Source organism: Streptomyces sp. NPDC058052, assembly GCF_042885515.1.
Taxonomy (GTDB): Bacteria; Actinomycetota; Actinomycetes; order Streptomycetales; family Streptomycetaceae; genus Streptomyces.
Map to the genome: position 1 here is coordinate 1 of NZ_JBHVRX010000061.1, position 24,699 is coordinate 24,699.

General features: G+C 73.1%; 16 protein-coding genes and 1 pseudogene. 9 read left to right on the forward strand and 8 right to left on the reverse strand.

All coding sequences use genetic code 11. The annotated features are described in order from the left end of the window. The 3 genes and pseudogenes from ACFVU3_RS39335 to ACFVU3_RS39345 form a co-directional block, all read right to left on the reverse strand. A pseudogene (locus tag ACFVU3_RS39335) lies at window positions 1-166 on the reverse strand (ABC transporter); the annotation flags it as partial. Between the two features lie 82 nt (window positions 167-248). After that, on the reverse strand, window positions 249-1,091 hold the full coding sequence (locus ACFVU3_RS39340) for a DUF4097 domain-containing protein (RefSeq protein ID WP_390073598.1): 843 nt from the start codon (window positions 1,089-1,091) through the stop codon (window positions 249-251). A gap of 103 nt (window positions 1,092-1,194) precedes the next feature. After that, window positions 1,195-1,713 carry a toxin-antitoxin system HicB family antitoxin gene (locus ACFVU3_RS39345; RefSeq protein WP_390073599.1) on the reverse strand — a complete coding sequence of 173 codons (519 nt, stop codon included), beginning with the start codon at window positions 1,711-1,713 and terminating at the stop codon, window positions 1,195-1,197. A gap of 641 nt (window positions 1,714-2,354) precedes the next feature. Between ACFVU3_RS39345 and ACFVU3_RS39350 the strand changes: the two genes are divergently transcribed. The 4 genes from ACFVU3_RS39350 to ACFVU3_RS39365 all read left to right on the forward strand — a co-directional run bounded on the left by ACFVU3_RS39350 (window position 2,355) and on the right by ACFVU3_RS39365 (window position 6,677). Continuing rightward, on the forward strand, window positions 2,355-3,437 hold the full coding sequence (locus ACFVU3_RS39350; protein WP_390073600.1) for a chitinase: 1,083 nt from the start codon (window positions 2,355-2,357) through the stop codon (window positions 3,435-3,437). Between the two features lie 96 nt (window positions 3,438-3,533). Beyond that, window positions 3,534-4,943 carry an amidase gene (locus ACFVU3_RS39355; protein ID WP_390073601.1) on the forward strand — a complete coding sequence of 470 codons (1,410 nt, stop codon included), beginning with the start codon at window positions 3,534-3,536 and terminating at the stop codon, window positions 4,941-4,943. A gap of 334 nt (window positions 4,944-5,277) precedes the next feature. Next, a complete protein-coding gene (locus tag ACFVU3_RS39360; protein ID WP_390073602.1) occupies window positions 5,278-6,192 on the forward strand; it encodes a hypothetical protein in 915 nt (304 codons plus the stop codon). 185 nt (window positions 6,193-6,377) lie between these two features. Further along, the gene (locus tag ACFVU3_RS39365; protein WP_390073603.1) at window positions 6,378-6,677 is read left to right on the forward strand and encodes a hypothetical protein; all 300 of its coding nucleotides are present in this window, start codon (window positions 6,378-6,380) and stop codon (window positions 6,675-6,677) included. A 14-nt stretch (window positions 6,678-6,691) separates the two neighbouring features. Here ACFVU3_RS39365 and ACFVU3_RS39370 read toward each other — a convergent pair whose 3' ends face one another. From ACFVU3_RS39370 to ACFVU3_RS39390, 5 genes are all read right to left on the reverse strand, one after another. After that, window positions 6,692-7,624, reverse strand: coding sequence for an ABC transporter ATP-binding protein (locus tag ACFVU3_RS39370; RefSeq protein ID WP_390073613.1), 933 nt, complete (start codon window positions 7,622-7,624; stop codon window positions 6,692-6,694). A gap of 71 nt (window positions 7,625-7,695) precedes the next feature. Next, on the reverse strand, window positions 7,696-8,709 hold the full coding sequence (locus ACFVU3_RS39375) for an ABC transporter ATP-binding protein (protein WP_390073604.1): 1,014 nt from the start codon (window positions 8,707-8,709) through the stop codon (window positions 7,696-7,698). Then, window positions 8,709-9,695, reverse strand: a complete 987-nt coding sequence (locus tag ACFVU3_RS39380) for an ABC transporter permease (protein WP_390073605.1) — start codon at window positions 9,693-9,695, stop codon at window positions 8,709-8,711. The genes ACFVU3_RS39375 and ACFVU3_RS39380 overlap by 1 nt, the downstream gene beginning before the upstream one ends. Next, complete coding sequence (locus ACFVU3_RS39385; protein WP_390073606.1) at window positions 9,692-10,624, reverse strand: ABC transporter permease; 933 nt, start codon at window positions 10,622-10,624, stop codon at window positions 9,692-9,694. The genes ACFVU3_RS39380 and ACFVU3_RS39385 overlap by 4 nt, the downstream gene beginning before the upstream one ends. Before the next feature lie 14 nt (window positions 10,625-10,638). After that, a complete protein-coding gene (locus tag ACFVU3_RS39390; RefSeq protein ID WP_390073607.1) occupies window positions 10,639-12,390 on the reverse strand; it encodes an ABC transporter substrate-binding protein in 1,752 nt (583 codons plus the stop codon). A gap of 169 nt (window positions 12,391-12,559) precedes the next feature. On the opposite strand from ACFVU3_RS39390, the gene ACFVU3_RS39395 reads away from it, so the two are divergent. The 5 genes from ACFVU3_RS39395 (at window position 12,560) to ACFVU3_RS39415 (ending at window position 24,619) form a co-directional block, all read left to right on the forward strand. Beyond that, on the forward strand, window positions 12,560-13,825 hold the full coding sequence (locus ACFVU3_RS39395; protein WP_390073608.1) for an alpha/beta fold hydrolase: 1,266 nt from the start codon (window positions 12,560-12,562) through the stop codon (window positions 13,823-13,825). Between the two features lie 88 nt (window positions 13,826-13,913). Beyond that, a complete protein-coding gene (locus ACFVU3_RS39400; RefSeq protein WP_390073609.1) occupies window positions 13,914-14,927 on the forward strand; it encodes a LacI family DNA-binding transcriptional regulator in 1,014 nt (337 codons plus the stop codon). A gap of 204 nt (window positions 14,928-15,131) precedes the next feature. Continuing rightward, window positions 15,132-18,500, forward strand: a complete 3,369-nt coding sequence (locus ACFVU3_RS39405; protein WP_390073610.1) for a CARDB domain-containing protein — start codon at window positions 15,132-15,134, stop codon at window positions 18,498-18,500. A 203-nt stretch (window positions 18,501-18,703) separates the two neighbouring features. Then, window positions 18,704-22,990, forward strand: a complete 4,287-nt coding sequence (locus ACFVU3_RS39410) for a discoidin domain-containing protein (RefSeq protein WP_390073611.1) — start codon at window positions 18,704-18,706, stop codon at window positions 22,988-22,990. A 210-nt stretch (window positions 22,991-23,200) separates the two neighbouring features. Next, window positions 23,201-24,619 (forward strand): extracellular solute-binding protein, encoded by a 1,419-nt coding sequence (locus tag ACFVU3_RS39415; RefSeq protein ID WP_390073612.1) that lies wholly within the window; start codon window positions 23,201-23,203, stop codon window positions 24,617-24,619. Window positions 24,620-24,699 lie beyond the last annotated feature (80 nt).

The following is a 24,699-nucleotide window of genomic DNA, read 5'->3' on the forward strand; positions in this document are numbered from 1 at the left end:
CGTTGGGACCGAGCAGGGCGAAGACCGTTCCGGCCGGGACGTGGAGGTCGACTCCGTCGAGGACGACCTTGTCGCCGTACGACTTGCGCAGACCGGTGGCGGTGATGGCGGCAGGCACGGTGCTGCCGTCCGCATGGTTGGGCATGGACATGACAGAAAAAGGCATGGGGCCCTCCGATCGAAGGATGAAGGAAGAGGGGGCGTGCGGGGGAAGGGGCGCCCGCCGGGGAGGGCGCGGGCGCCGGGGGTCAGGCGCGGGCGCGCCGGATGTCGATGTTGCCCCAGTTGCTGCGGGCCCGGATCTTGACGGAGTCCTCCGTCTCCTCCGGCGCCTCGGACGAGGCGAGCGAGTTGCGGACCTGTCCCCGGTGGGAGCTGACGTCGAGCCAGGCGGCGGTGCCCTCGCGGACGCCGACCTCGATGGAGCCGTTGGACGTCTCCAGGCGGACCTCGCCGCGGGAGACCTCGGCGACGCGGAGGCTGCCGTGGGTCGTCGTGCCGGTGACGTCGGCGCCGGCGCGCACGATCTCGATGGCGCCGTGGGCGCCGCTGACGCGCGCCTCGCCGGTGACGGCGTCGACGATCGTGCTGCCGTGCGAGTTCTTCAGGACGGCGGGTCCGGCGATCGTGCCGACGCGCACGTTGCCGGTGCTGCTGGTGATCTCGGCGGCGCCCTCGACCCGCTCGACGGTGATCCCGCCGTGCGACGCGTTCAGCGTCAGCGGGCCGGTGGTGTCGAGTCGGACGTCGCCGGCCGAGTTCTTCACCCGCGTCTCGCCGAGCCGGCCCTCGCCGATCACGGAGGCGCCGGTGCCGGTCACGTCGATGCGGGAGCCCGTGGGCAGGTCCACCGTCACGTCCACCGTGCCGCCGCGTCCGAGCAGGTTGGCCTTGGGCGTCCGGACGGTCAGCACGCCGCTCGCGTAGGTCACTTCGGTCTGTTCGGCCGCCCGTGCGTCCAGGTCCTTCTTCGCGTTGCGCGGCCGCACCTCGACGACGGTGTCGGGGCGGTCGCTCGCGGTGAGCTGGAGCGTGCCGGCGTACACGTAGGCGGTGACGGAGATCGGTGCGGGAGTGTCGAAAGAAGGCATGGCTGTCCCGTCCTCTTGGGTCTTCGGGTCGTCCCCGCAGGTGGGGGCCGTGTTCGGGAATGACGTGGTGCGGGTGCGGCTGGGGCTGGGGGCCGTGGGCCGGCTAGCGGACCCAGCCCGTGATGCTCTGTCCGATGGTCCGGGTCTTCTCCGGCGGGCGGGGCGCGGTGCCGCCGACCGCCGCCGACACGGCCCGCACCAGCCAGGCGTTGACCGACAGGCCCTCGCGGGCGGCGGCCTCCTCGGCGCGGGCCTTGAGGTGGGCCGGCAGGCGCAGGTTGACGCGGGCGGTGCCGCCTTCGTCGCCCTCGCCGGCGGCGGCCGGGAGCGGGAACGGTTCGGCGGGCGGGGCCGGCTCCGCGGGGGCGCCGCCGTCGGTGGGCGGCAGCGTCACGACGAAGTCGGGGTCCAGTCCGCGCAGCCGTACGTCGACCGAGCCGGGGGCGAGCTCGCGGGTGATCTCGTCCATCGCGGCGGAGAGCACGTTGAGCATGGTCAGACGGGTCGCCGACTCCAGGGGAGCGGTGAGCCGCTCGGCCAGGTCGCGCGCTTCGTCGCCACCGGCTTCGGCGGCCACCGCGAGTTCGCGGCGGAGGCTGTCGACATACGGGGTGAGGTCCATGACGTCATCATGGCACCATCATGGCGCCATGTGCAACCCCTCGCGGTGCCGTGTGGCGCCAGATGGCGTCACATGGCGCCATGGGTGGCGCCGTATGGTGCCGTGTGGTGCTGGAGTGGTGCCGTGTGGCGCCATCCGGTGTCGGGCGGTGTCATCCGGCGCCAGGCGGTACCGGGCGGTGCCGGGCGGGCCAGGCGGTGCCGCCCCGGCGCGGGGGTGGCCGCGCGCCGCGCGAGGGCGGTCGCGCCGGGCGTCCGGGCGGTCGCGCACGGCCTCGTCCCGCCCGGTGCGGCACCGCGCGGTGCGGGGGTGGTGTCGCGCGGCGCGACGGTGGCGCACAGGTGGCGCCACTCCGCCCCTGCGCGGCGCCACGCGTACGGGCTGCCGTGCGCTCGCCCTCGGGCGGCGTACGGCGGGAAGTGGACGCGACGTCCGGGGGGCGTACGCGCTGCCGGTGATCGGGCTCGCGCTCCGGTGGGCGGGCCGGCCTCCGGGCTGCCGCGGGTGGCATCCGCTTCCGGCGACCTCAGGCGTCAACTCGCTTTTGCGCACGCATGGTTGACGGTAGGTCTGGACCAATCTACGGTCGGCGGAGCGCGCGCCATGCCCCTGACCGACCCCCCACGTCCCAAGGAGCACGCATGCCAGGCTCACGGATCGTCCGCGCCCTCGGAGCGGGAGCGGCCGCCCTCGCCGCCCTGCTCGGCGCCGTCACCGCCGCCCCCGCCCAGGCCGCCCCCGCCCCGTCCGGCGCCACCGCCGCCGCCGACACCTGCGCCCTCAAGCCCCGCCCCGCCGGGAAGGTGCTCCAGGGCTACTGGGAGAACTGGGACGGCGCCGCCAACGGCGTCCACCCGCCCTTCGGCTGGGTCCCCATCGACGACGCCCGGCTCGCCGCCCACGGCTACAACGTCATCAACGCCGCCTTCCCGGTGATCCGTTCGGACGGCACGGTGCTGTGGGAGGACGGGATGGACAACACCGTCCGCGTCTCCACCCCGGCCGAGATGTGCCGCGCCAAGGCCGCGGGCGCCACCCTCCTGATGTCGATCGGCGGTGCCGCCGCCGGCATCGACCTCAGCTCCCAGGCCGTCGCCGACCGCTTCGTCGCGACGGTCGTCCCGATCCTCCAGAAGTACAACTTCGACGGCATCGACATCGACATCGAGACCGGGCTCGTCGGCAGCGGCAGCATCACCACCCTCTCCGCCTCCCAGGCCAACCTGATCCGCATCATCGACGGCGTCCTCGCCCGCATGCCCGCCGGCTTCGGCCTCACCATGGCCCCCGAGACCGCCTACGTCACCGGCGGCAGCGTCGCGTACGGCTCGATCTGGGGCGCGTACCTCCCGATCGTGAAGAAGTACGCCGACAACGGGCGCCTGTGGTGGCTCAACATGCAGTACTACAACGGCAGCATGTACGGCTGCTCCGGCGACTCCTACGCCGCCGGCACCGTCGCCGGCTTCACCGCGCAGACCGACTGTCTCGACCGGGGCCTGGTCATCCAGGGCACCACCGTCCGCGTCCCGTACGACAAGCAGGTCCCCGGCCTGCCCGCGCAGCCCGGCGCCGGCGGCGGCCACATGTCGCCCTCGCTCGTCGCCCAGGCGTGGAACCACTACGGCGGCCGGCTCAAGGGCCTGATGACCTGGTCGGCGAACTGGGACGGGTCGAGGAACTGGACCTTCGGCGACAACGTGAAGCGTCTCCAGGGACGGTAGCGCCCGTCCTGAAGGTCCCGTCCGGCCCTCGCGTGTTACCCATGGGTACGCCATGATGGTGGCATCCATCCACGACCCCCGGGGGCTGAGGCAGCGGTGACTTTCGAGAAGCGGACCACGGTGCACGCCTTCCGGGACGACTCCCTCGGGGAGCACGACGCCGTCGGTCTCGCCGGCGCGATCCGGCGGGGCGAGGTCAGCCCCGCCGAGGTCGCCCGGGACGCGGCCGCCCGCCTCCGGGCGGTGGCGGAACTCCACGCCGTGGAGACCCCGCTCGACCCGCCGGAGCTCCGGGGCGGGACCGGGGGCGCGTTCACCGGCGTCCCCACCCTCGTCAAGGACAACACCGACTACGCGGGCCTGCCCACCGGCCACGGCAGCGCCGCCTTCACCCCCCGGCCGGCCCGCCGCCACGCGCCCTTCGTCCGGCAGCTCCTCAGCACCGGCGTCACCGTCGTCGGCAAGACCCGGCTGCCCGAGTTCGGCTTCAGCCCGACCACCGAGTACGAGTCCGCCGAGCCGGTCCGCAACCCGTGGCACACCGGCCATTCCGCGGGCGGCTCCTCCGGCGGCGCCGCCGCCCTCGTCGCCGCCGGCGCCGTCCCCCTCGCCCACGCCAACGACGGCGGAGGCTCCATCCGGATCCCCGCCGCCTGCTGCGGACTCGTCGGCCTCAAGCCCACCCGGGGCCGGGTCGTCGCCAACGACCAGAGCCGGCACCTGCCCGTGGACCTCGTCGTCGACGGCGTCGTCACCCGCACCGTCCGCGACTCCGCCGCCTTCCTCGCCGCCGCCGAACGCCACCACCGCAACCCGAAGCTGCCGCCGGTCGGCCTGGTCGAGGGCCCCTCGGACCGCAGGCTGCGCATCGGCTATCTGCTCGACTCGCCCAACGGCGTCCACTGCGACGACGACACCCGCGCCGCCGTCACCGACACCGTCGCCACCCTCCGGGGCCTCGGCCACACGGTCGAACCCGTCACGATGGACATCGACCCCCGCTTCACCGAGGACTTCCTCACCTACTGGGGCCTGCTCTCCTTCCTCCTCGGCGCCACCGGCCGCACCTTCGGCGCCGACTTCGACCGGCACCGGATGGACGGCCTCAGCCGCGGCCTGCGCGAGGAGTACGTGCGGCGCTGGCGCGACACCCCCGGCGTCGTGCGCCGGCTGCGCCGGACCAAGGTGGCCTACGCGGCGGCGCTGCGCGGCCACGACCTCGTCCTCACCCCGGTCCTCGCCCGCACCACGCCCCCGATCGGACACCTCGCCCCGACCGTCCCGTACCCCGTCCTGGTCGACCGGATCCTGGAGTACGTGGCCTACACCCCGGTCGACAACGTCGTGGGCACGCCGTCGCTCTCGCTGCCCAGCGCCCGCACCACGCCCGACGGGCTGCCGGTCGGCGTCCTGCTCTCCAGCCGCCCGGGCAGCGAACGCACCCTGCTGGAGGCCGCGTTCGCCCTGGAGGCCGAGCGCCCCTTCCGCCGCCTCCAGGACGCCTGACCCCGTCCCCGGCCCCGGGAGCGCCGGGGGTCGGTCCCACGGCCGGCCGGCCGGCTCGACCAGGGCGAGGGCGGCACGCTCGGCCGCGGTGAACCAGGGGGCGTCCTGCCAGGACGCCACCGCAGTGATGCGCTCCTCGGACCCGCCCGCCGTGCGCAGGAAGCCGGTGCTGAGCACGGTCGGACAGGTGTGGCCCACGATCGGGCGGAGCCGGGCGCGGAAGTGGGACAGCGGCCGGGCCCCTTCTCGCGCCGTCCTGCCGAGCGGGTGACGGGAGGCCGCCCGGCGGAGGTTCGGTCCGGCCTCAGGAGGCCCGTCGCAGCAGAGTGGGCGCATGGATGTCGAGCAGGTCACCGACGAGCTGTACGGGCTGCGGCCGTCCGAGTTCACGGCGGCCCGGGACGCGTACGCCGCCGAGGCGCGCCGGGCGAAGCAGACGGCCGCCGCGCGGGCGATCGCCGCGCTGAGGAGGCCGCCGCTCGCCGTGTGGGCGGCGAACCTGCTGGCCCGCGAACGGCCCCGGGAGGCCGAGCGGTTCCTCGCCCTGGGCGAGGCGCTGCGCGAGGCCCACCGGACCCTCGACGGCGACCGGCTGCGGGAGGCGAGCCGGCAGCAGCACCGGCTCGTCGCCGCCCTCGTCCGCACCGCCGCCGGGCTCGCCGAGGAGGCCGGACAGCCCGCGAGCGACGCCGTCCTGGGCGACGTCGAGCGCATCCTCCACGCGGTCCTGGCCCTCCCGGACGTCGCCGGGCCGTGGGCGAAGGGCCGGCTCGCCGCGATGCCGGAGGCCGCCGTCGGCTTCCCCGCCGTCCCGCCCGGGACCCTCACCGCCCCGGCCCAGGCCCCTGCCCCGCGGAAGGAGCGGCCCGACCGGACCCGGGAGAAGGCGGACGAGGCGGAGAAGGCGGAGCAGGCGCGCGCGGCGGCGCAAGCCGAGGCGGCCCGCGCGGAGGCGGCGGAGGCCCGGGCCGTCCTCGCCCGCCGGGAACGGGCACGCGACGCGGCCCGGGACGCGGAGACGGCCGCGCGGGCGGCGGTCGAGGAGACGGCCGACCGGCTGCGCCGCGCCGAAAGGGAACGGGAGGAGGCACTGAAGGCCGCCGCCACGGCCGGGCGGACCGCGAAGGAGGCCGCCGAGACCCTCCGGGCCGCCGAGACGGCCCTCGACGAGGCCCGGGAGGCGTCCGGCGCCGCCGAGGAGCGGGCCCGGCGCCACGCGCGCCACGCAGGGGGACGCTCCCCGTCGTGAGCCGGCGCCCGGACCGCTCCGACGAGGCGCCCGCACCCGGGCGCGAACCGCCCGCCGGGCCGGTCCGGCGCCACGAGAACGCCGCACGCACCCCGCACGCGGCGCCCGGACCTGAGTACGTACCGCCGCCGTTCTGAGTACCCGCCCGGATCCTCCGCCGCCCGCGCCGGTGATCGACTAGGGCCATGACGACGACCACGCCCACGCACGACGACCCCACCTGGTGGAAGGCGCCGCTCGCGGTGACGCTTCCCGGACTGCCGCTCCTCGTGGGCGAGTTCACGTTCTTCGGCGGTGGCAGCCACGTGAGCGACATCGACGTGATGATGGCGATCGCCGCCGTGCTCCTGGTGCTCTGCTGGCTGCCGCCGTACCGGCGCTCCTTCCGCGGGTGGAGGATCACCGCCGCCTGCGCCGCCCTGCTGCTGATCCTGGCGCCCTGGGCGATGGCCCTGCTCATGGGCCTGGCGATGTCCTCCGGCTGACCCGGTCCGCGGAGTCAGCCCTGCTCCGGGAAGTGGCAGGCCACCTCCCGGGGTTCGCCGGCCGCGAGCGGCCGCAGGACCGGCGCCTCCGTGCGGCAGACGGCCTGGGCCTTCGGGCAGCGCGGGTGGAAGGTGCAGCCCGGCGGGGGAGCGGCGGGGCTCGGCGGGTCGCCGAGGAGCGTGATGCGCTCCCGGGCCCGCTCCGCGGCCGGGTCCGGCAGCGGCACGGCGGAGAGCAGCGCCCGCGTGTAGGGGTGGGCGGGCGCCTCGTACACCCGGTCCTTCGCGCCGATCTCGACGATCCGGCCCAGGTACATGACGGCGACCCGGTCGCAGACCCGCTTCACCACCGACAGGTCGTGGGCGATGAACAGGTAGGCGAGGCCCAGTTCGGCCTGGAGCCGTTCCATCAGGTTCACGATCTGCGCCTGGACGGAGACGTCGAGCGCCGAGACCGGTTCGTCGGCGACGACCAGCCGGGGGCCCGTCGCGAGCGCGCGGGCGATGCCGATGCGCTGCGCCTGACCGCCGGAGAACTCGTGCGGGAAGCGGTCGGCGTGCTCGGGGATGAGCCCGACCAGCTCCATCAGCTCCAGCGCCCGCTTGCGCGCCTCCTCGGGCGGACTCCCCTGGACCAGCAGCGGATCGGCGATGATCCGGGCCACCGGCTGACGGGGGTTGAGGGAGGAGTGCGGGTCCTGGAAGACCATCTGGATCTCGCGCCGGAGCGGCTTCAGGGCCCGCTGCGGGAGGTGGGCGATGGAGCGGCCGTCGTACTCGACGGTGCCGGCGGTCGGTTCCAGGAGCCGGACGATCATCCGGCCGGTGGTCGACTTGCCGCAGCCGGACTCGCCGACCAGGCCGAGGGTCTCGCCCGCCGCCAGGTCGAACCCGACGCCGTCCACGGCCCGCACGGGCGCCGAGCGGCGGCGGCCCGGGAAGGTCATGGCGAGGTCGCGGACCCGCAGCAGCGGCGGCGCGGGGTCCGTGCCGGGGAGACCGGGGGGAGTCGTCGTGGTCACGGGGCGATCCCTTCGTACGCGGATACGGCCGGGAGGGCGGCGAAGTGGCAGGCGGCGGTGTGCTCCCCGGGCCCGACGGGCGCGGGCCGCTCGGTCGCGCACCGCTCCCGCTCCCGCGCGGTGCCGGCCGCTGCGCGGGGGCAGCGGGGCGCGAAGGCGCAGCCCGGCGCGGGGTCGAGGAGGGACGGCGGACTGCCGGGGATGGCCCGCAGCGGCACGTCGTCGGGGTCGTCGAGGCGGGGCAGCGAGTCGAGCAGCCCTCGGGTGTACGGGTGCGCGGGGGAGGCGAACAGGGCGTCCACCGGCGCCTGTTCGGCGGCCCGGCCGCCGTACATGACGAGCACCTCGTGGGCGACCCGGGCCACCACTCCGAGGTCGTGGGTGATCATGACGACGGAGAGTCGGCGTTCCCGCTGGATGCGGGCGATCAGGTCGAGGATCTGGGCCTGCACGGTGACGTCCAGCGCGGTGGTCGGTTCGTCGGCGATGAGCAGGTCCGGTTCGCAGACCAGGGCCATCGCGATCATCACCCGCTGGCGCATGCCGCCGGAGAACTGGTGCGGGTACTCGGTCGCCCGGCGTCCCGGCTCGGGGATGCCGACCTCGGCGAGCGCGTCGATCGCGCGGGCGCGGGCGGCGGCCCGCCGGGTGCCGAAGTGGACCCGGTGGTGCTCGGCGATCTGTTCGCCGACCGTGTAGTAAGGGTGGAGGCTGGACAGCGGGTCCTGGAAGATCATCGCCATCCGGCGGCCGCGCAGCCGGTTGAGCTCCCGGTCGGGCAGGCCGACGAGTTCGCGCCCGTCGAGGGCGACGGAGCCGGTGACCTCGGCGCCGGTGTGCAGGCCCATCACGGCGAGCGAGGTCACGGACTTGCCGGAGCCGGACTCGCCGACGATGCCGAGGGTGCGGCCGTGCGGCACGTCGAAGGAGAGGGCGTCCACGGCCCGGACGGGGCCGCGGGGGGTGGGGAAGGTGACGGTGAGGTCCCGTACGGACAACAGGGCGGCCATCAGTACCTCACTCGCGGGTCGACGACGGCGTACAGCAGGTCCACGGCCAGGTTGGCGACGACGATGAAGGTGGCGGCGAGCAGCGTCACGCCGAGGATGACGGGCTGGTCGCCGGTGGTGAGGGCGCCGTAGAAGAGGCGTCCGATGCCGGGGAGCCCGAAGAGGGACTCGGTGATGACGGCGCCGGCGAGGAGGCCGCCGAGGTCCATGCCGAAGATGGTGAGGATCGGGGTCATCCCGGCCCGCAGGCCGTGCTTGACGACGACCGTGCGGCGCGGCAGCCCCTTGGCGCGGGCGGTGCGGATGTACGGCTCCGCCATGGACTCGATCATCGAACCGCGGCTCTGCCGGGCGTACATGGCGGCGTACAGGACCGCGAGCGCCAGCCAGGGCAGCAGCAGGTTGGAGGCCCAGGAGAGCGGGTCGGAGGTGAGGGGGACGTACTGCGGGTAGGGAAGGAGCCCGGTGAGCCGGATCAGTCCGTAGATGAGGAGGACGGAGGTGAAGTAGACCGGCAGGGAGGCGGCGGCGACCGCGCCGATCATGAGGGCCCGGTCGGTGAGGGTGTCCTTGCGGAGCGCCGCGGTGACGCCGGCCGTCAGGCCGATGGCCAGCCAGAGCACGGCGGCTCCGGCGGCGAGCGAGGCGGAGACGGGGAGGCGGTCGACGAGCAGGTCCCAGACGTTCTCGCTGTTCTCGTAGGAGTAGCCGAGGCAGGGGAAGTCGCAGTGCAGGGCGTACTGCCCGGTGCCCATGGTCCGGCCGGTGAAGACGCCGGTGACGAAGTCGGCGAACTGGCGCCAGACCGGGGCGTCCAGGCCCATGTGGGCGCGGATCGCCTCCAGGCGTTCGTCGCTGCACGCCTTGCCGCAGGCGGCGGCGGCCGGGTCGGAGGGCAGCACGTAGAAGATGGTGAAGGTGACGGCGGCGATGGCGAGGAGGACGCCGAGCACCCCGAGGAGCCGGCGGCCGAGGTAGAGCATCACGTGCGGCTCCCCCGGGGGTCGAGGACGTCGCGCAGCGCGTCGCCGATGAGCGTGAAGGCGAGGACGGTGAGGAAGAGGCAGGAGCTCGGCACGAGGAAGTACAGGGGGTCCGTGTCGTAGTACGCGACGCTCTCGGCGATCATCTGGCCCCAGGACGGGGTGGGCGGGCGGACCCCGACGCCGAGGTAGCTGAGCGCGGCCTCGGTGGCGATCATGCCGGGGACCATCAGGGTGGTGTAGGCGATGACCGGCCCCGCGACGCCCGGGAGGATGTCTCGGGCGAGGATCCGCCAGGGGCCGGAACCGCCGACGCGGGCCGCGTCGACGTACTCGCGGTGCTTGAGGGAGAGGGTCTGGCCGCGGACGACGCGGGCGACGCCGGGCCAGCCGAAGAGCCCGATGACGAGGATCATCAGGAGGATCCGGTCGACGTCCCGGGCCACCGACATCATCGCGATCATGAAGATGAGGGAGGGGAAGGACATCGTGAGGTCCATCAGCCGGGAGAGCGCGGTGTCGGTCCGGCCGCCGAAGTAGCCGGCGGCGATGCCGGCCGTGGTGCCGGCGAGGACGACGATCGCGGTGGCGGCGAAGGCGATGAGCAGGGAGACCTGGGCGCCGTGGACGACCCGGGCGAACAGGTCGCGTCCGGTGACGGGTTCGACGCCGAGCCAGTGCTCGGCGGAGACGCCGCCGAGCGGTCCGATCGGCAGTCCGCCGAGGTACGGGTCGACGGCGGACTTGTCGAACTCCTCGGGGCCCCAGCCGCCCAGCGCGCTGATCAGCGGGGCGGCGACGGTCATCACCGCGAAGACGGCGACGACGGCGAGGGAGACCTTGAGGGAGGTCCGGCGGCGCAGCTCGGCGCGGACGAGCCGCCAGGCCCCGCCGCCCCCGTGCACCGGAGGGGAGGTGGTGGTCGTGGTCATGGGAGGGGCGTCCTTCAGTCCGTGCTCTTGGACGGGTCCTTGAGGCCGACCGTGGCGTAGTCGATCTGGCCGCCCCAGGAGGTGTGGCCGAAGGCGCCGGCGATGTTGGTGCCGAGGACGAGGGGGCGGCGCTTGACGGCGCCGGGGGCGACGGGGGCCTGGGCGAGGATCCGCCCGTCGAGCTCCTGCCATGCCTTGTTGGCGGCGGCGCCGTCGGTCATCGCGCCGATCTCGTCGATCCGCTTCTGGGTGGCCTCGTCGCGGAAGAGGGAGTGGTTCCCGGAGTTGCCCTTCTCCTTGATGCCGCGTCCGTCGAAGACGAAGGGGAGGAAGGTGGAGCCGGAGGGGAAGTCGGGACACCAGCCGGTGTAGACGAGGTCGGTGCGGTTCCGGGTGTCGCCGATGGTGTCGTAGAAGGCGGACGGGTCGACGGTCTCGATGGTCACCTTGATGCCGGCCCGGCCCAGGGACTGCTGGATGGCCTCGCCGATGGCCTTGTCGTTGATGGAGACGGTGACGGCGGTGGAGATGCCGTCGGCCTTCCCGGCCTCCTTGAGCAGCTGCCTGGCCTTGTCGGGGTCGCCTGCGAGGGGGATCTTCAGGGTGTCGGGCTGCTTGCCGCCGGTGAAGAGCGCGCCGGGCATGGCCGCGGTGGACGCCTCGGTCAGGGCGGGGCCGCCGGCGGCGGTGACGATCGCCTCCCGGTCGAGCGCGTACTGCACGGCCTGGCGCACCTTCAGGTCGTCGAAGGGGGCGCGGCCGGTGTGCATCTGGAGCATCTCGTTGCAGGTGCTGGACTCGGCGAGGAGCCGGGAGGTGACCTCGGGCTTCGTCAGCACCTTCGAGGTGGACTCGGGGCGGAGGGCGGCCCACGGGATCGCGGAGGCGTCGGCGCCGGAGGAGGCGATGAGGCGGTCGTCGACCTGGTTGCCCTTGAGGCCCATGGTGACGACGATCCGGTCCGGGTACGCCTTGCGGACCGTGTCGGTCTTCGGGTCCCAGTGGGTGTTGCGGACGAGGACGAGCCGCTTGTCGCGGGCGTAGGACTCGATCTTGTACGGCCCCGAGGAGAACGGCCGGTTGTCGTACTGGGGGCCCTTGTCCCGTGCCTTCGGCACCGGGGAGAAGGTCGGCAGGGTCGCGGCGAACGGGAACTCGGCGAACGAGGTGTGGAACTCGAAGACGATCGTGCGCGCGTCGGGCGTCCTGACCGAGTCGAGATGCTTGCCCTCGGCCGGGCCCTGGTAGCCCTTGGCGCCGGCCAGGTAGCGGGCCGCGTAGTCGGGGCCGCCGGGCAGGTCGGGGGAGAAGGACCGCTCGACGTTGTGCTTGATGTCCTGGGCGGTGATCGGGGTGCCGTCCTCGTACGTCAGGCCGGGCTTGAGGCGGAAGGTCCAGGTCTTCGCCCCGTTCGAGGGGGTGCCGAGGCTCTCGGCGAGGTCGGGGACCAGTTCGCTGCCCTTGGCGCCGGGCTCGGCCCGGTAGGTGACGAGGGTGCGGTAGAGCAGCCGGGTGCCGAAGTCCATGTCGGGCATGACCCAGTTGCGGGCCGGGTCGAGGTGGGAGAAGTCCTGGTTGGACAGGACGTTGAGGGTGCCGCCCTTCTGCGGGGTGCCGCCGAGGACCGCGCCGGTGTTGGTGGCGGCGGGGTTATTCCGCCCGGTCCCGCCGGCCTCGCCGCCGGACGAGGGGCCGGAGCAGGCTGCGAGGCCGAGGGTCAGGGTCGACACCAGGGCGATGGCCAGGGTGCGGGTGCGCGTGTTCATGGGTCACTCCGAGGAAGAGCGGGAGGGCGTGCGGACGGCCGGGCAGGGCGGTGGACGCCGGCGACGGCCGGAATGTGACCCGTAACATAGTAATGTGAAATTGCACTGACAAGGTGTGGGATCCCGCTCGGCCCGTCCGTTACCCATCCGTGTCCCTCCAGGAGCCTCCTTGCACCCCGCCTACGCCCTCACCGACCACACCTTCACGGTCCCCCTCGACCACGCCCGTCCCGACGGCCCCACCCTGGACGTCTTCGCCCGCGAGGTCGCCGACCCCGCCCGCGCCGGCGAGGACCTCCCCTGGCTGCTCTACCTCCAGGGCGGACCCGGCGGGAAGTCCCCCCGCCCCACGCTCGGTTCGCCCGGCTGGCTGCCGCACGCCCTCAGGACCCACCGGGTCCTCCTGCTCGACCAGCGGGGCACCGGCCGCTCCACACCCGTCACCGCCCGCGAGGCCGCCCGCTTCGGGGACCCGCGCCGACTCGCCGCGTACCTCGGCCACTTCAGGGCCGACGCCATCGTCGACGACGCCGAGCTGATACGCCGCAGCCTCTGCGGCGACACCCCCTGGGACACCCTCGGCCAGAGCTACGGCGGCTTCCTCACCCTCACCTACCTCTCCCGGGCGCCCGAGGGCCTGCGCGCCTGCCACGTCGCCGGCGGACTGCCCGGGCTCACCGCCACCGCCGACGACGTCTACGCCCGCACCTACCCGCGCGTCCGCGACCGCTGCCGCGCGTACTACGCCCGCCATCCCGGGGACGCCGGCCGCCTCCGCCGCCTCGCCGGCCTCCTCGACGCCCGCGACGTCCGCCTCCCCGACGGCGACCGCCTCACCGTCCGCCGGCTCCGCACCCTCGGCCTCGTCCTCGGCATGGGTGACGGCTTCGAACGCCTCCACTGGCTCCTCGACGAGGCCCTCGGCGCCGACGGCGCCGCCTCCGACACCTTCCTCCACCAGGTCATGGCCCTCACCGGCCTCGTCGACGCCCCGCTCTTCGCCGTCCTCCAGGAGAGCCTGTACGGGCAGGGCGCCGGGCCCACCGGCTGGGCCGCGCACCGCGCCCTCGCCGGCCGGCCCGAGTTCGCCGAGGACGCCGAACCGCTGCTGCTCACCGGCGAGATGATGTATCCGTGGATGTTCCGGGAGATCGCCGGACTGCGGCCCTTCGCGAAGGCCGCCGACCTGCTCGCGGCCCGTGCCGACTGGCCCCCGCTGTACGACCTCGGCCGCCTCGCCGCCAACGAGGTGCCGCTCGCCGCCGTCGTCTACCACGACGACATGTACGTGGACGCCGGGCTCTCCCTCGACACCGCCCGCCGGATCGGCGCCGCCCGGGTCTGGGTCACCAACGAGTGGGAGCACGACGGCCTCGCCGCCTCCGGCGGCCGGGTCCTCGCCCGGCTCATGGAGATGACGGCCGGCCGCGCCTGAGCCGCGGGCCCTGCGCCGGCCACCCTGTTTGCGCGAGAACTGCAACGGACTGTCATTCTCTTGCGGAGCTTGCGCTAGTCTTGCGCGCATGACGCGACGACTTGCTCAAGTGGCGAAGAAGGTGGGTGTCAGCGAGGCGACGGTCAGCCGGGTCCTCAACGGCAAGCCCGGGGTGTCCGAGGCGACCCGGCAGTCCGTCCTCACCGCCCTGGACGTGCTCGGCTACGAGCGGCCCACCCAGCTCAGAGGCGAGCGCGCCCGGCTCGTCGGACTCGTCCTGCCCGAGCTCCAGAACCCCATCTTCCCCGCCTTCGCCGAGGTCATCGGCGGCGCGCTGGCCCAGCAGGGGCTCACCCCGGTCCTCTGCACCCAGACCAAGGGCGGCGTCTCCGAGGCGGACTACGTGGACCTGCTGCTCCAGCAGCAGGTCTCCGGCGTGGTCTTCGCCGGCGGACTCTTCGCCCAGGCCGACGCCCCGCACGACCACTACCACCAGCTCCACGAGCGCAACATCCCGGTCGTCCTCATCAACGCCTCCATCGAGGGCCTGGACTTCCCCTGCGTCTCCTGCGACGACGCCGTCGCCGTCGAGCAGGCGTGGCGCCACCTGGCCTCCCTCGGCCACGAGAAGATCGGGATGCTCCTCGGCCCCGCCGACCACGTGCCCTCCCGCCGCAAGCTCCAGGCCGCGCGGGCCGCGGCCGAGGCGGCCGGCACCCCGCTCCCCGACGAGCACGTCGTCCGCTCGATCTTCTCCCTCGAAGGCGGCCAGGCCGCCGCCAACCGCCTCCTCGAACAGGGCGTCACCGGCATCGTCTGCGCGAGCGACCCGCTCGCCCTCGGCGCCATCCGGGCCGCCCGCCGGCGTGGACTCGCCGTCCCCTCCGACGTCTCGGTGGTCGGCTTCGACGACTCGGCGTTCATGAACTGCACCGAGCCGCCGCTCTCCACCGTCCGCCAGCCCATCGAGGCCATGGGCCGGGCCGCCGTCGAGCTGCTCTGCGCCCAGATCCAGGGAGTGCACTCGCACCCGGGCGAGCTGCTCTTCGAGCCCGAACTCGTCGTCCGCGGATCGACCGCGCCGCCGCCGGCCCGCGCGTAGCGGCTCGTACCCCTTTCTGCCCTCAGGCACCGGTTCCTCCCGCCGCTCCGCGGCCGGAAGGGACCGGTGCCTTCGTCGTTTCTCTGCGTTCTCCGTTGACAAGGTCGTCATCCAGTAGAAACCTGTGCCCGCAACGACCGCAAAACTTTGACTGAATCGCTCAAAACCATGCGAGTCATGCGTCAGGCTCACGGAGGGCCCTTGATGACACCCATACGCCACGGCCTACGGCTCACGATCGGACTGCTGATCGCCGCCCTGGTCGCCCTCGGGCTGCTGCCCGCCCCCGCGTACGCCGCCGCCGCGGCGGACCCCGACCTCGCCCTCGGCAGACCCGCCACCGCCTCCGGCGCCCACGGCGCCTACCCGGCGGGCAACCTCACCGACGGCAGCCAGGCCAGCTACTGGGAGGGCCCGGCCGGCGCCTTCCCGCAGTGGGCCCAGGTCGACCTCGGCGCCACCGTCCGCGCCGACCGCGTCGTCCTGAAGCTCCCCACCGGCTGGGAGGCCCGCGACCAGACCCTCGCCGTCCTCGGCTCCACCGACGGCAGCACCTTCACCACCCTGGCCGGCGCGCAGGCCCGCCGCTTCGACCCGGCCGCGGCCAACGCGGTCACCCTCGCCCTGAACGGGGCCCAGGTCCGCCACGTACGCGTCCAGATCACCGGCAACACCGGCTGGAACGCCGCCCAGCTCTCCGCCGTCGAGGTCCACGGCGAACCCGGCACCACCGAACCGCCCGTCGGCGGGACGAACCTCGCCCGGGGCAAGCCGATCGAGGCCACCTCGTACGTCCACACCTTCCAGGCCGCCCACGCCAACGACGACTCCACCGCCACCTACTGGGAGTCCAACGGCTTCCCGGCGAGCCTCACCGTGAAGCTCGGTGCCGACGCCGACCTCGCCGGCGTCGTCGTCAAGCTCAGCCCCGACCAGGCGTGGGGCGCCCGCACCCAGTCCTTCGAGATCCAGGGCCGCGCCTCCGGCGCCACGGCCTTCACCACGCTGAAGCCGCGCGCCGACCACGTCTTCAGCCCGTCCGGGCAGAACACCGTGACCGTCCCGGTCACCGGCCGGTACGCCGACGTCCGGCTCGTCCTCCACTCCAACACCGGCGCCCCCGGCGGCCAGGTCGCCGAACTCCAGGTCCTCGGCACCGCCGCCCCCGCCCCCGACCTCGTCGTCACCGACCTCACCTGGACCCCGGCCGCCCCCAGCGAGAGCGACGCGGTCACCGTCCAGGCGACCGTCCGCAACGCCGGCACCGCCGCCGCGCCCGCCTCCGCCGTGAACGTCGGCGTCGAGGGCGCCGTCGCCGGCACCGCCCAGGTCGCCTCCCTCCCGGCCGGGTCCTCCGCCACGGTGGCCGTCCCCGTCGGACGCCGCTCCGCCGGCGCGTACACCGTCTCCGCCGTCGCCGACCCGGCCGGCCTGGTCGCGGAGCTCGACGACACCAACAACAGCCGCACCGCAGCCTCGAAGCTGACCGTCGGCCAGAGCCCCGGCCCCGACCTCATGGTCACCGGCATCACCGCCAACCCCTCGGCCCCGGCCGTCGGCACCCCCGTCTCCTTCACCGTCGCCGTCCACAACCGCGGCACCACCGCCGTGCCCGCCGGCACCGTCACCCGGCTCACCGCCGGCACCACCACCCTGAACGGCACCACCGGCGCCGTCGCCGCCGGCCAGACCGCGACCGTCGCGGTCTCCGGCACCTGGACCGCCGCCAGTGGCGGTGTCACGCTGACCGCCACCGCCGACGCCACCGGCACCCTCGCCGAGACCGACGAGAACAACAACGTCCTCACCCGCTCGATGGTCGTCGGGCGCGGCGCCGCCGTCCCGTACACCGAGTACGAGGCGGAGGACGCCCGCTACCAGGGCACCCTGCTCACCGCCGACCGGCTCCGCACCTTCGGGCACACCAACTTCGCCACGGAGTCCTCGGGCCGCAGGTCGGTCCGGCTCGACGGCAGCGGCCAGTACGTCGAGTTCACCTCGGTGAACCAGGCCAACGCCCTCACCGTCCGCAACTCCATCCCGGACTCCGCCGCCGGAGGCGGCCAGGAGGCCACCCTCAGCCTCTACGCGAACGACGTCTTCGTCCGGAAGCTGACCCTCTCCTCGAAGCACTCCTGGCTGTACGGCTCCACCGACGACCCGGAAGGGCTCACCAACCGGCCCGGCGGCGACGCCCGCCGGCTCTTCGACGAGTCGCACACGCTGCTCGCGCAGTCCTACCCGCCCGGCACCCGCTTCCGCCTCCAGCGCGACGCCGGCGACACCGCCGCCTACTACGTCCTCGACCTGATCGACCTGGAGCAGGTGGCCCCGGCCGCCGCCCAGCCGGCCGGCTGCGTCTCCATCACCCAGTACGGGGCCGTGCCCAACGACGGCCTCGACGACACCGACGCCCTCCAGCGGGCGGTCACCGCCGACCAGAAGGGCGAGATCGGCTGCGTCTGGATCCCGGCCGGACAGTGGCGCCAGGAGCAGAAGATCCTCACCGACGACCCGCTGAACCGGGGGCAGTACAACCAGGTCGGCATCCGGGACGTCACCATCCGCGGCGCGGGCATGTGGCACTCCCAGCTGTACTCGCTGACCCCGCCGCACCAGGCCGGCGGCATCAACCACCCGCACGAGGGCAACTTCGGCTTCGACATCGACGCCAACACCCGGATCTCGGACATCGCCATCTTCGGCTCCGGCACCATCCGGGGCGGCGACGGCAACGCCGAGGGCGGCGTCGGCCTCAACGGGCGCTTCGGCCAGGGCACGAAGATCAGCAACGTCTGGATCGAGCACGCCAACGTCGGCGTCTGGGTCGGCCGCGACTACTCCAACATCCCCGAGCTGTGGGGGCCGGGCGACGGCCTGGAGTTCAGCGGCATGCGGATCCGCAACACCTACGCCGACGGCATCAACTTCGCCAACGGCACCCGCAACTCCACCGTCCACGACTCGTCCTTCCGCAACACCGGCGACGACGCCCTCGCCGTCTGGGCCAGCAAGTACGTCAAGGACACCTCGGTGGACGTCGGCCACGACAACCACTTCCGCAACAACACGATCCAGCTGCCCTGGCGGGCCAACGGCATCGCCGTCTACGGCGGCCACGGCAACACCATCGAGAACAACGTCGTCTCCGACACCATGAACTACCCGGGGATCATGCTGGCCACCGACCACGACCCGCTGCCCTTCTCCGGGCAGACGCTGATCGCCAACAACGCGCTGCACCGCACCGGCGGAGCCTTCTGGAACGAGGACCAGGAGTTCGGCGCCATCACCCTCTTCGCCCAGGGGCAGCCCATCCCGGGCGTCACCATCCGGGACACCGAGATCCTCGACTCGACCTACGACGCCATCCAGTTCAAGACGGGCGGCGGCGAGATGCCCGACGTGCGGATCAGCAACGTCCGCATCGACGGCACGGTCAACGGCTCCGGGATCCTCGCGATGGGCGGCGCCCGTGGCAGCGCCACCCTCACCGGGGTCACCTTCGCGAACACCGCCGAAGGCGACGTCCTCGTCGAACCCGGCTCGCAGTTCGTGGTGAACCGGGGCTGATCCACCCCGCCGGAACGGCGGTCCGCACGCCGCGGACCGCCGCTTCGGCATGCCCGCGCGCGGACCTCCGGCCTCCCTCAACTCACCGCGCCGCAGCGGTAGACGGTCCGAGGTTCCTCTGGAACTCTCTGAGCGTCCCGCGCAAAGAATCGACATTCGAGCGCGATTTCTGGACGCATCCCTTGAGTGAGAACCGAGGAGCGATGAGGATCCGCAACTGGAGATCACGGAGCCTGAGCGCCGCGATCGCGACGAGCCTCCTGGCGCTGGGCGGTCCGCTGATGACCGCCGAGGCCGCCGGAGGCCCCAACCTCGCGCTGGGCGACACCGCCGGCGCGAGCAGCGCGCACGCCGAGTACGGCGCCGCGCACATCACCGACGGCAACCAGGGCACGTACTGGCAGAGTTCCGGCGCCGCCTTCCCCCAGTGGGTGCAGGCCGACCTCGGCACCGCCACCCGCGTCGACGAGGTGGTGCTGAAGCTCCCGGCCGGCTGGGAGAGCCGCAGCCAGACCCTCTCCGTCCAGGGCAGCGCCGACGGCACCAGCTTCACCACCCTGAAGTCCTCGGCGGCCTACGCCTTCACCCCGGGCGCCGGGAACACCGTCACCATCGCCTTCCCCGCCGCGCAGACCCGCTTCGTACGGGTCGACATCACCGCCAACACCGGCTGGCAGGCGGCCCAGCTCTCCGAACTGGAGGTGCACGGCGCCGACGGCACCTCCCCGAACCTCGCCGCCGGCAAGACGCTCACCGCCAGCGGCCACACCCAGACGTACACGGCGTCCCAGGCCGGCGACGGCAACCGCGCCACCTACTGGGAGAGCCCCGGCGGCGCCTTCCCGCAGTGGCTCCAGGTCGATCTCGGCGCCGCCCTCCGCGTCGACCGGGTCGTGCTGCGGCTGCCCGACACCTGGGAGGCCCGCACCCAGACCCTGAAGATCCAGGCCGGCACCGACGGCACCTCCTTCACCGATCTGACCGCCGCCCAGGCGTACGCCTTCGACGCGGCGAGCGGGCGCAGCGCGACGATCACCTTCGGCGCCACCACCACCCGGTACGTCCGCGTCCTGGTCACCGCCAACAGCGTGCAGAGCGCCGCCCAGCTCTCCGAGCTGGAGGTCTACGGGCCGACGAGCGGCGACACCCAGGCGCCGACCGCCCCCGCGAACCTGGCGTTCACCGAGCCCGGCTCCGGCCAGATCCGGCTCACCTGGACCGCGTCCACCGACGACACCGCCGTCACCGGCTACGACGTCTACGCGAACGGCACCCTCCTCACCACCGTCGCCGGGAACGTCACCACCCACACCGACACCCGTCCGGCGAACCAGACCGTGACGTACAAGGTCAGGGCCCGGGACGCGGCCGGCAACCAGTCCGCCGACTCCGCCGGCGTGACCCGGACCGGCGACACCGGCGACACCCAGGCGCCGACGGCCCCCGCGAACCTGGCGTTCACCGAGCCCGGCTCCGGCCAGATCCGGCTCACCTGGACCGCGTCCACCGACGACACCGCCGTCACCGGCTACGAGGTCCACGCGAACGGCATCCTGCGCGCCACCGTCGCCGGGAACACCACGACCTACACCGACACCCAGCCCGCCTCCGCGACCGTCACCTACCGCGTGCGGGCCCGGGACGCGGCCGGCAACCGGTCCGGCGACAGCAACGCCGTGACCCGCAACGGCAGCGGCGGCACCGGCTCCAACCTCGCCGTCGGCAAGGCGATCAGCGCCTCCTCCACGGTCCACACCTTCGCCGCGGCCAACGCCAACGACAACAGCACCGCGACCTACTGGGAGGGCGCGGGCGGCAGCTACCCGAACACCCTCACCGTCAAGCTGGGCGCGAACGCGGACCTGGACCGGCTGGTCCTGAGGCTGAACCCCGACACCGCCTGGGGCGCCCGCTCCCAGACGATCGAGGTCCTCGGCCGCGCCCAGGACGCCACCGGCCTCACCGGCCTCGTCGCCGCGAAGAGCTACGCCTTCGACCCCGGCAGCGGCAACCAGGTGACGATCCCGGTGACGGCCCGCGCCGCCGACGTGCAGCTCCGGATCACCGCCAACACCGGCGCCCCGGCCGGGCAGATCGCCGAGTTCCAGGTGATCGGCGTCCCGGCGCCCAACCCCGACCTGCGGGTCTCCGGGCTCACCGTCTCGCCCGCCTCGCCCGTCGAGTCGGACCCGATCACGGTGAGCGCCACCGTCCGCAACGACGGCACCGCCGCCGCCCCGGCCAGCAGCCTCGCCGTCCGCCTCGGTGGCACGCAGGTCGCCACGGCGGCGGTCGGCGCGCTCGCCGCCGGAGCCCAGACCACCGTCACGGCCCCGATCGGGGCCCGCGACGCCGGCACGTACGAGCTGAGCGCCGTCGCCGACGCGGCGGGGACGGTCGTCGAGCAGAACGAGAGCGACAACACCTACACCAGCCCCACCGCGCTCGTGGTGCGGCCGGTGGACAGCTCCGACCCGGTGACCGCCTCCGTCACCACCTCGCCGTCCAGCCCCTCGGCCGGCGACACCGTCACCTTCAAGGCCGTCGTCCGCAACCAGGGCACGGTGGCCACCGCAGCCGGCACCCACGGCGTCACCCTGACCCTGCTGGACGAGCAGGGCGGCACCGTGAAGACCCTGACCGGCTCCTACGGCGGCGCGCTGGCCGCCGGCGCGCGGGCGGAGGTGAGCCTCGGGCCGTGGACGGCCGCCGACGGCTCGTACACCGTCCGCACGGTCCTCGCCGACGACGCGAACGAACTGCCGGTGAAGCGGGCCAACAACACCGCCACCCAGCCGCTCTTCGTCGGGCGCGGCGCGAACATGCCGTACGACATGTACGAGGCCGAGGACGGCACCCCGGGCGGCGGAGCGACCGTCGTCGGGCCCAACCGCACCGTCGGCGACATCGCGGGCGAGGCGTCCGGCCGCAAGGCCGTGAACCTGGACGCCACCGGCGAGTACGTCGAGTTCACCACCCGCGCCCCGACCAACACCCTGGTGACCCGCTTCTCGATCCCGGACGCCCCGGGCGGCGGCGGCATCGACTCGACGCTCAGCCTCTACGTCGACGGGGTCTTCAGGAAGGCGCTGCCGCTCACCTCGAAGTACGCCTGGCTGTACGGCAACGAGACCGCGCCCGGCAACTCCCCGGGCGACGGCGCGCCCCGGCACATCTACGACGAGGCGCACCTGATGCTCGGCGAGACGGTGCCCGCCGGCAGCCGGATCCGGCTGCAGAAGGACGCCGCGAACACCTCCACGTACGCGATCGACTTCGTGAACCTGGAGCAGGTCGCCCCGGTCGCGAACCCCGACCCGGCCGCGTACGCCGTCCCGGCGGGCTTCGGGCACCAGGACGTGCAGAACGCCCTCGACCGGGTCCGGATGGACACCACGGGCGCCCTGGCGGGCGTCTACCTGCCGCCGGGCGACTACCAGACGGCGAGCAAGTTCCAGGTGTACGGCAAGGCCGTGAAGGTGGTCGGCGCCGGTCCCTGGTACACGAGGTTCCACGCCCCCTCGGCGCAGGCCAACACGGACGTCGGCTTCCGGGCCGAGGCCGCGGCGAAGGGCTCGCTCTTCAAGGGCTTCGCCTACTTCGGCAACTACACCTCGCGGATCGACGGCCCGGGCAAGGTCTTCGACTTCGCGAACGTGTCGGACATCGTCATCGACGACATCTGGAACGAGCACATGGTCTGCCTCTACTGGGGCGCCAACACCGACCGGATCACGATCAAGAACTCCCGGATCCGGAACATGTTCGCCGACGGCGTCAACATGACCAACGGGTCGACGGACAACCTGGTGACCAACAACGACGCCCGGGCCACCGGAGACGACAGCTTCGCGCTGTTCTCGGCGATCGACGCGGGCGGCGCCGACATGAAGAACAACGTCTACGAGAACCTGACCAGCACGCTCACCTGGCGGGCGGCGGGCGTGGCCGTCTACGGCGGCTACGACAACACCTTCCGCAACATCCACATCGCCGACACCCTCGTCTACTCCGGCATCACCATCTCCTCGCTGGACTTCGGGTATCCGATGAACGGATTCGGAACCGGACCGACGACCTTCGAGAACATCTCGATCGTCCGGGCCGGCGGGCACTTCTGGGGCTCGCAGACCTTCCCCGGCATCTGGGTCTTCTCGGCCTCCAAGGTGTTCCAGGGGATCCGGGTGAACCACGTCGACATCGTCGACCCGACCTACAGCGGGGTGATGTTCCAGACGAACTACGTGGGCGGGCAGCCGCAGTTCCCCATCAAGGACACGGTGTTCACCGACGTCTCCATCACCGGGGCGCGCAGGTCCGGTGACGCCTTCGACGCGAAGTCCGGCTTCGGCCTGTGGGCCAACGAGCTGCCGGAGGCGGGCCAGGGGCCGGCCGTGGGCGAGGTGACCTTCAACGGGCTGCGGCTGAGCGGCAACGCCGTCGACGTCCGCAACACCACCTCCACCTTCAGGATCCACGTCAACCCCTAGGTCCACAGGTTCCGGAGAGGCCGGTGCGAGCCGCTTTGCGCGGTTTGCACCGGCCTTGCCTGCATGCAAGGTTGCGCTTCACTGTCGAGCATTTACGAAATCGGCGCGATATCTTGCGTTCACTTGTCGGGGGTGGTTGAGTGTGCCGCGCCCCGCCCACGCAGCAACCGCCGGGGCCACCTCCACGCCCATGCCCGAAGGGGACCACTCATGAGAAGTGCCCGGCTCCGCCGTACCCGCCGACCGGCCGCAGTCGCCCTCGTCTCCGCCCTCGCGCTCACCGCGCTCGCCGCCTGCGGCACCAGCAGCAGCGGCGACAACGGCGGCGACGGCGCCGAGCAGAGCGGCTCCTCGGACCCGACCACGCCGCTCGACCCGAAGACCAAGGTGACGCTGACCATCGACTGCATGCCGCCCACGGCGAAGGCGGCCGAGCTCAAGGAGTGGAAGGAGGACGTCGCCGAGTTCAACAAGACCTACCCGAACGTCACCATCGAGGGCCGCTCCACCCCCGGCCAGTGCCTGGAGCCGCCGCGCTTCACCGCCATGCTCAAGGCCAAGTCCCAGCCGGACGTCTTCTACACCTACTTCACCGACCTGCCGCAGGTCCTCGCCGAGGACGGCGCCGCCGACATCAGCGCCTACGTCAACCCCAAGACCGTCCCGCTCCTCCAGGACATCGACCCCGACGTCCTCGGCTCCCTCAAGCACCAGGGCAACCTCTACGGCCTGCCCACCAGCAACTACACGATGGGCCTGCTCATCAACCGCAAGCTCTTCAAGGACGCCGGCCTCGACCCCGACGCCCCGCCGCGCACCTGGGACGAGGTCCGCGCCGCCGCCAAGAAGATCGCCGGCCTCGGCGACGGCGTCGCCGGCTTCGGCGAGTACAGCGCCGGAAACACCGGCGGCTGGCACTTCACCGCCCAGATGTACAGCCTCGGCGGCGACGTCGTCGACGCGAGCGGCACCAAGGCCGCCTTCAACGACGAGATCGGCAAGCAGGTCGCGAAGAACCTCCACGCCATGCGCTGGGAGGACGACAGCATGGGCAAGACCCAGCTGCTGAAGTGGGGCGACCTCCAGAAGCAGATCGCCACCGACAAGCTCGGCATGTTCCTCGCCGCCCCCGACGACATCGCGTACATGGTCCAGCAGCTCGGCGCGAAGTACGAGAACTTCGGCATGGGCCCGATCCCCGGCGGCAGGAACACGCTCGCCGGCGGCAACAACTACATGGTCAAGAAGGGCATCTCGCCCGACAAGATCAAGGCCGCCGTCGCCTGGCTCGCCTTCAAGAACCTCACCGTCGGCAAGGGCCAGTTCGACTGGTCCCGCACCAAGGCCGACGGCCTCCCGGTCGGAGTCCCCCAGCCCAACTTCTGGCTGGGCGACTCCAAGGCCAAGGACGACGCCGCCCGCACCCAGAACGCCACCATGCCGGTCGCCAACTTCAAGGCGTTCATGGACAGCCCCGTCCCCGGCAAGGCCGAGCCCCCGAAGGCCCAGGAGGTCTACAAGGTGCTCGACAACGTGATGTCCGGCCTCCTCACCAACAAGGACGCCGACATCGACAAGCTCCTGGCCACCGCCGAGACCCAGGTCAACCAGGTCCTCGCCAACCAGTGACCCGGCCGGGGGGGGGGGGCCCGCCCCCGCCCGCCCCCCCCCCCCCCCCCCCCCCCCCCCCGCCCCCCCCCCCCCGCGCG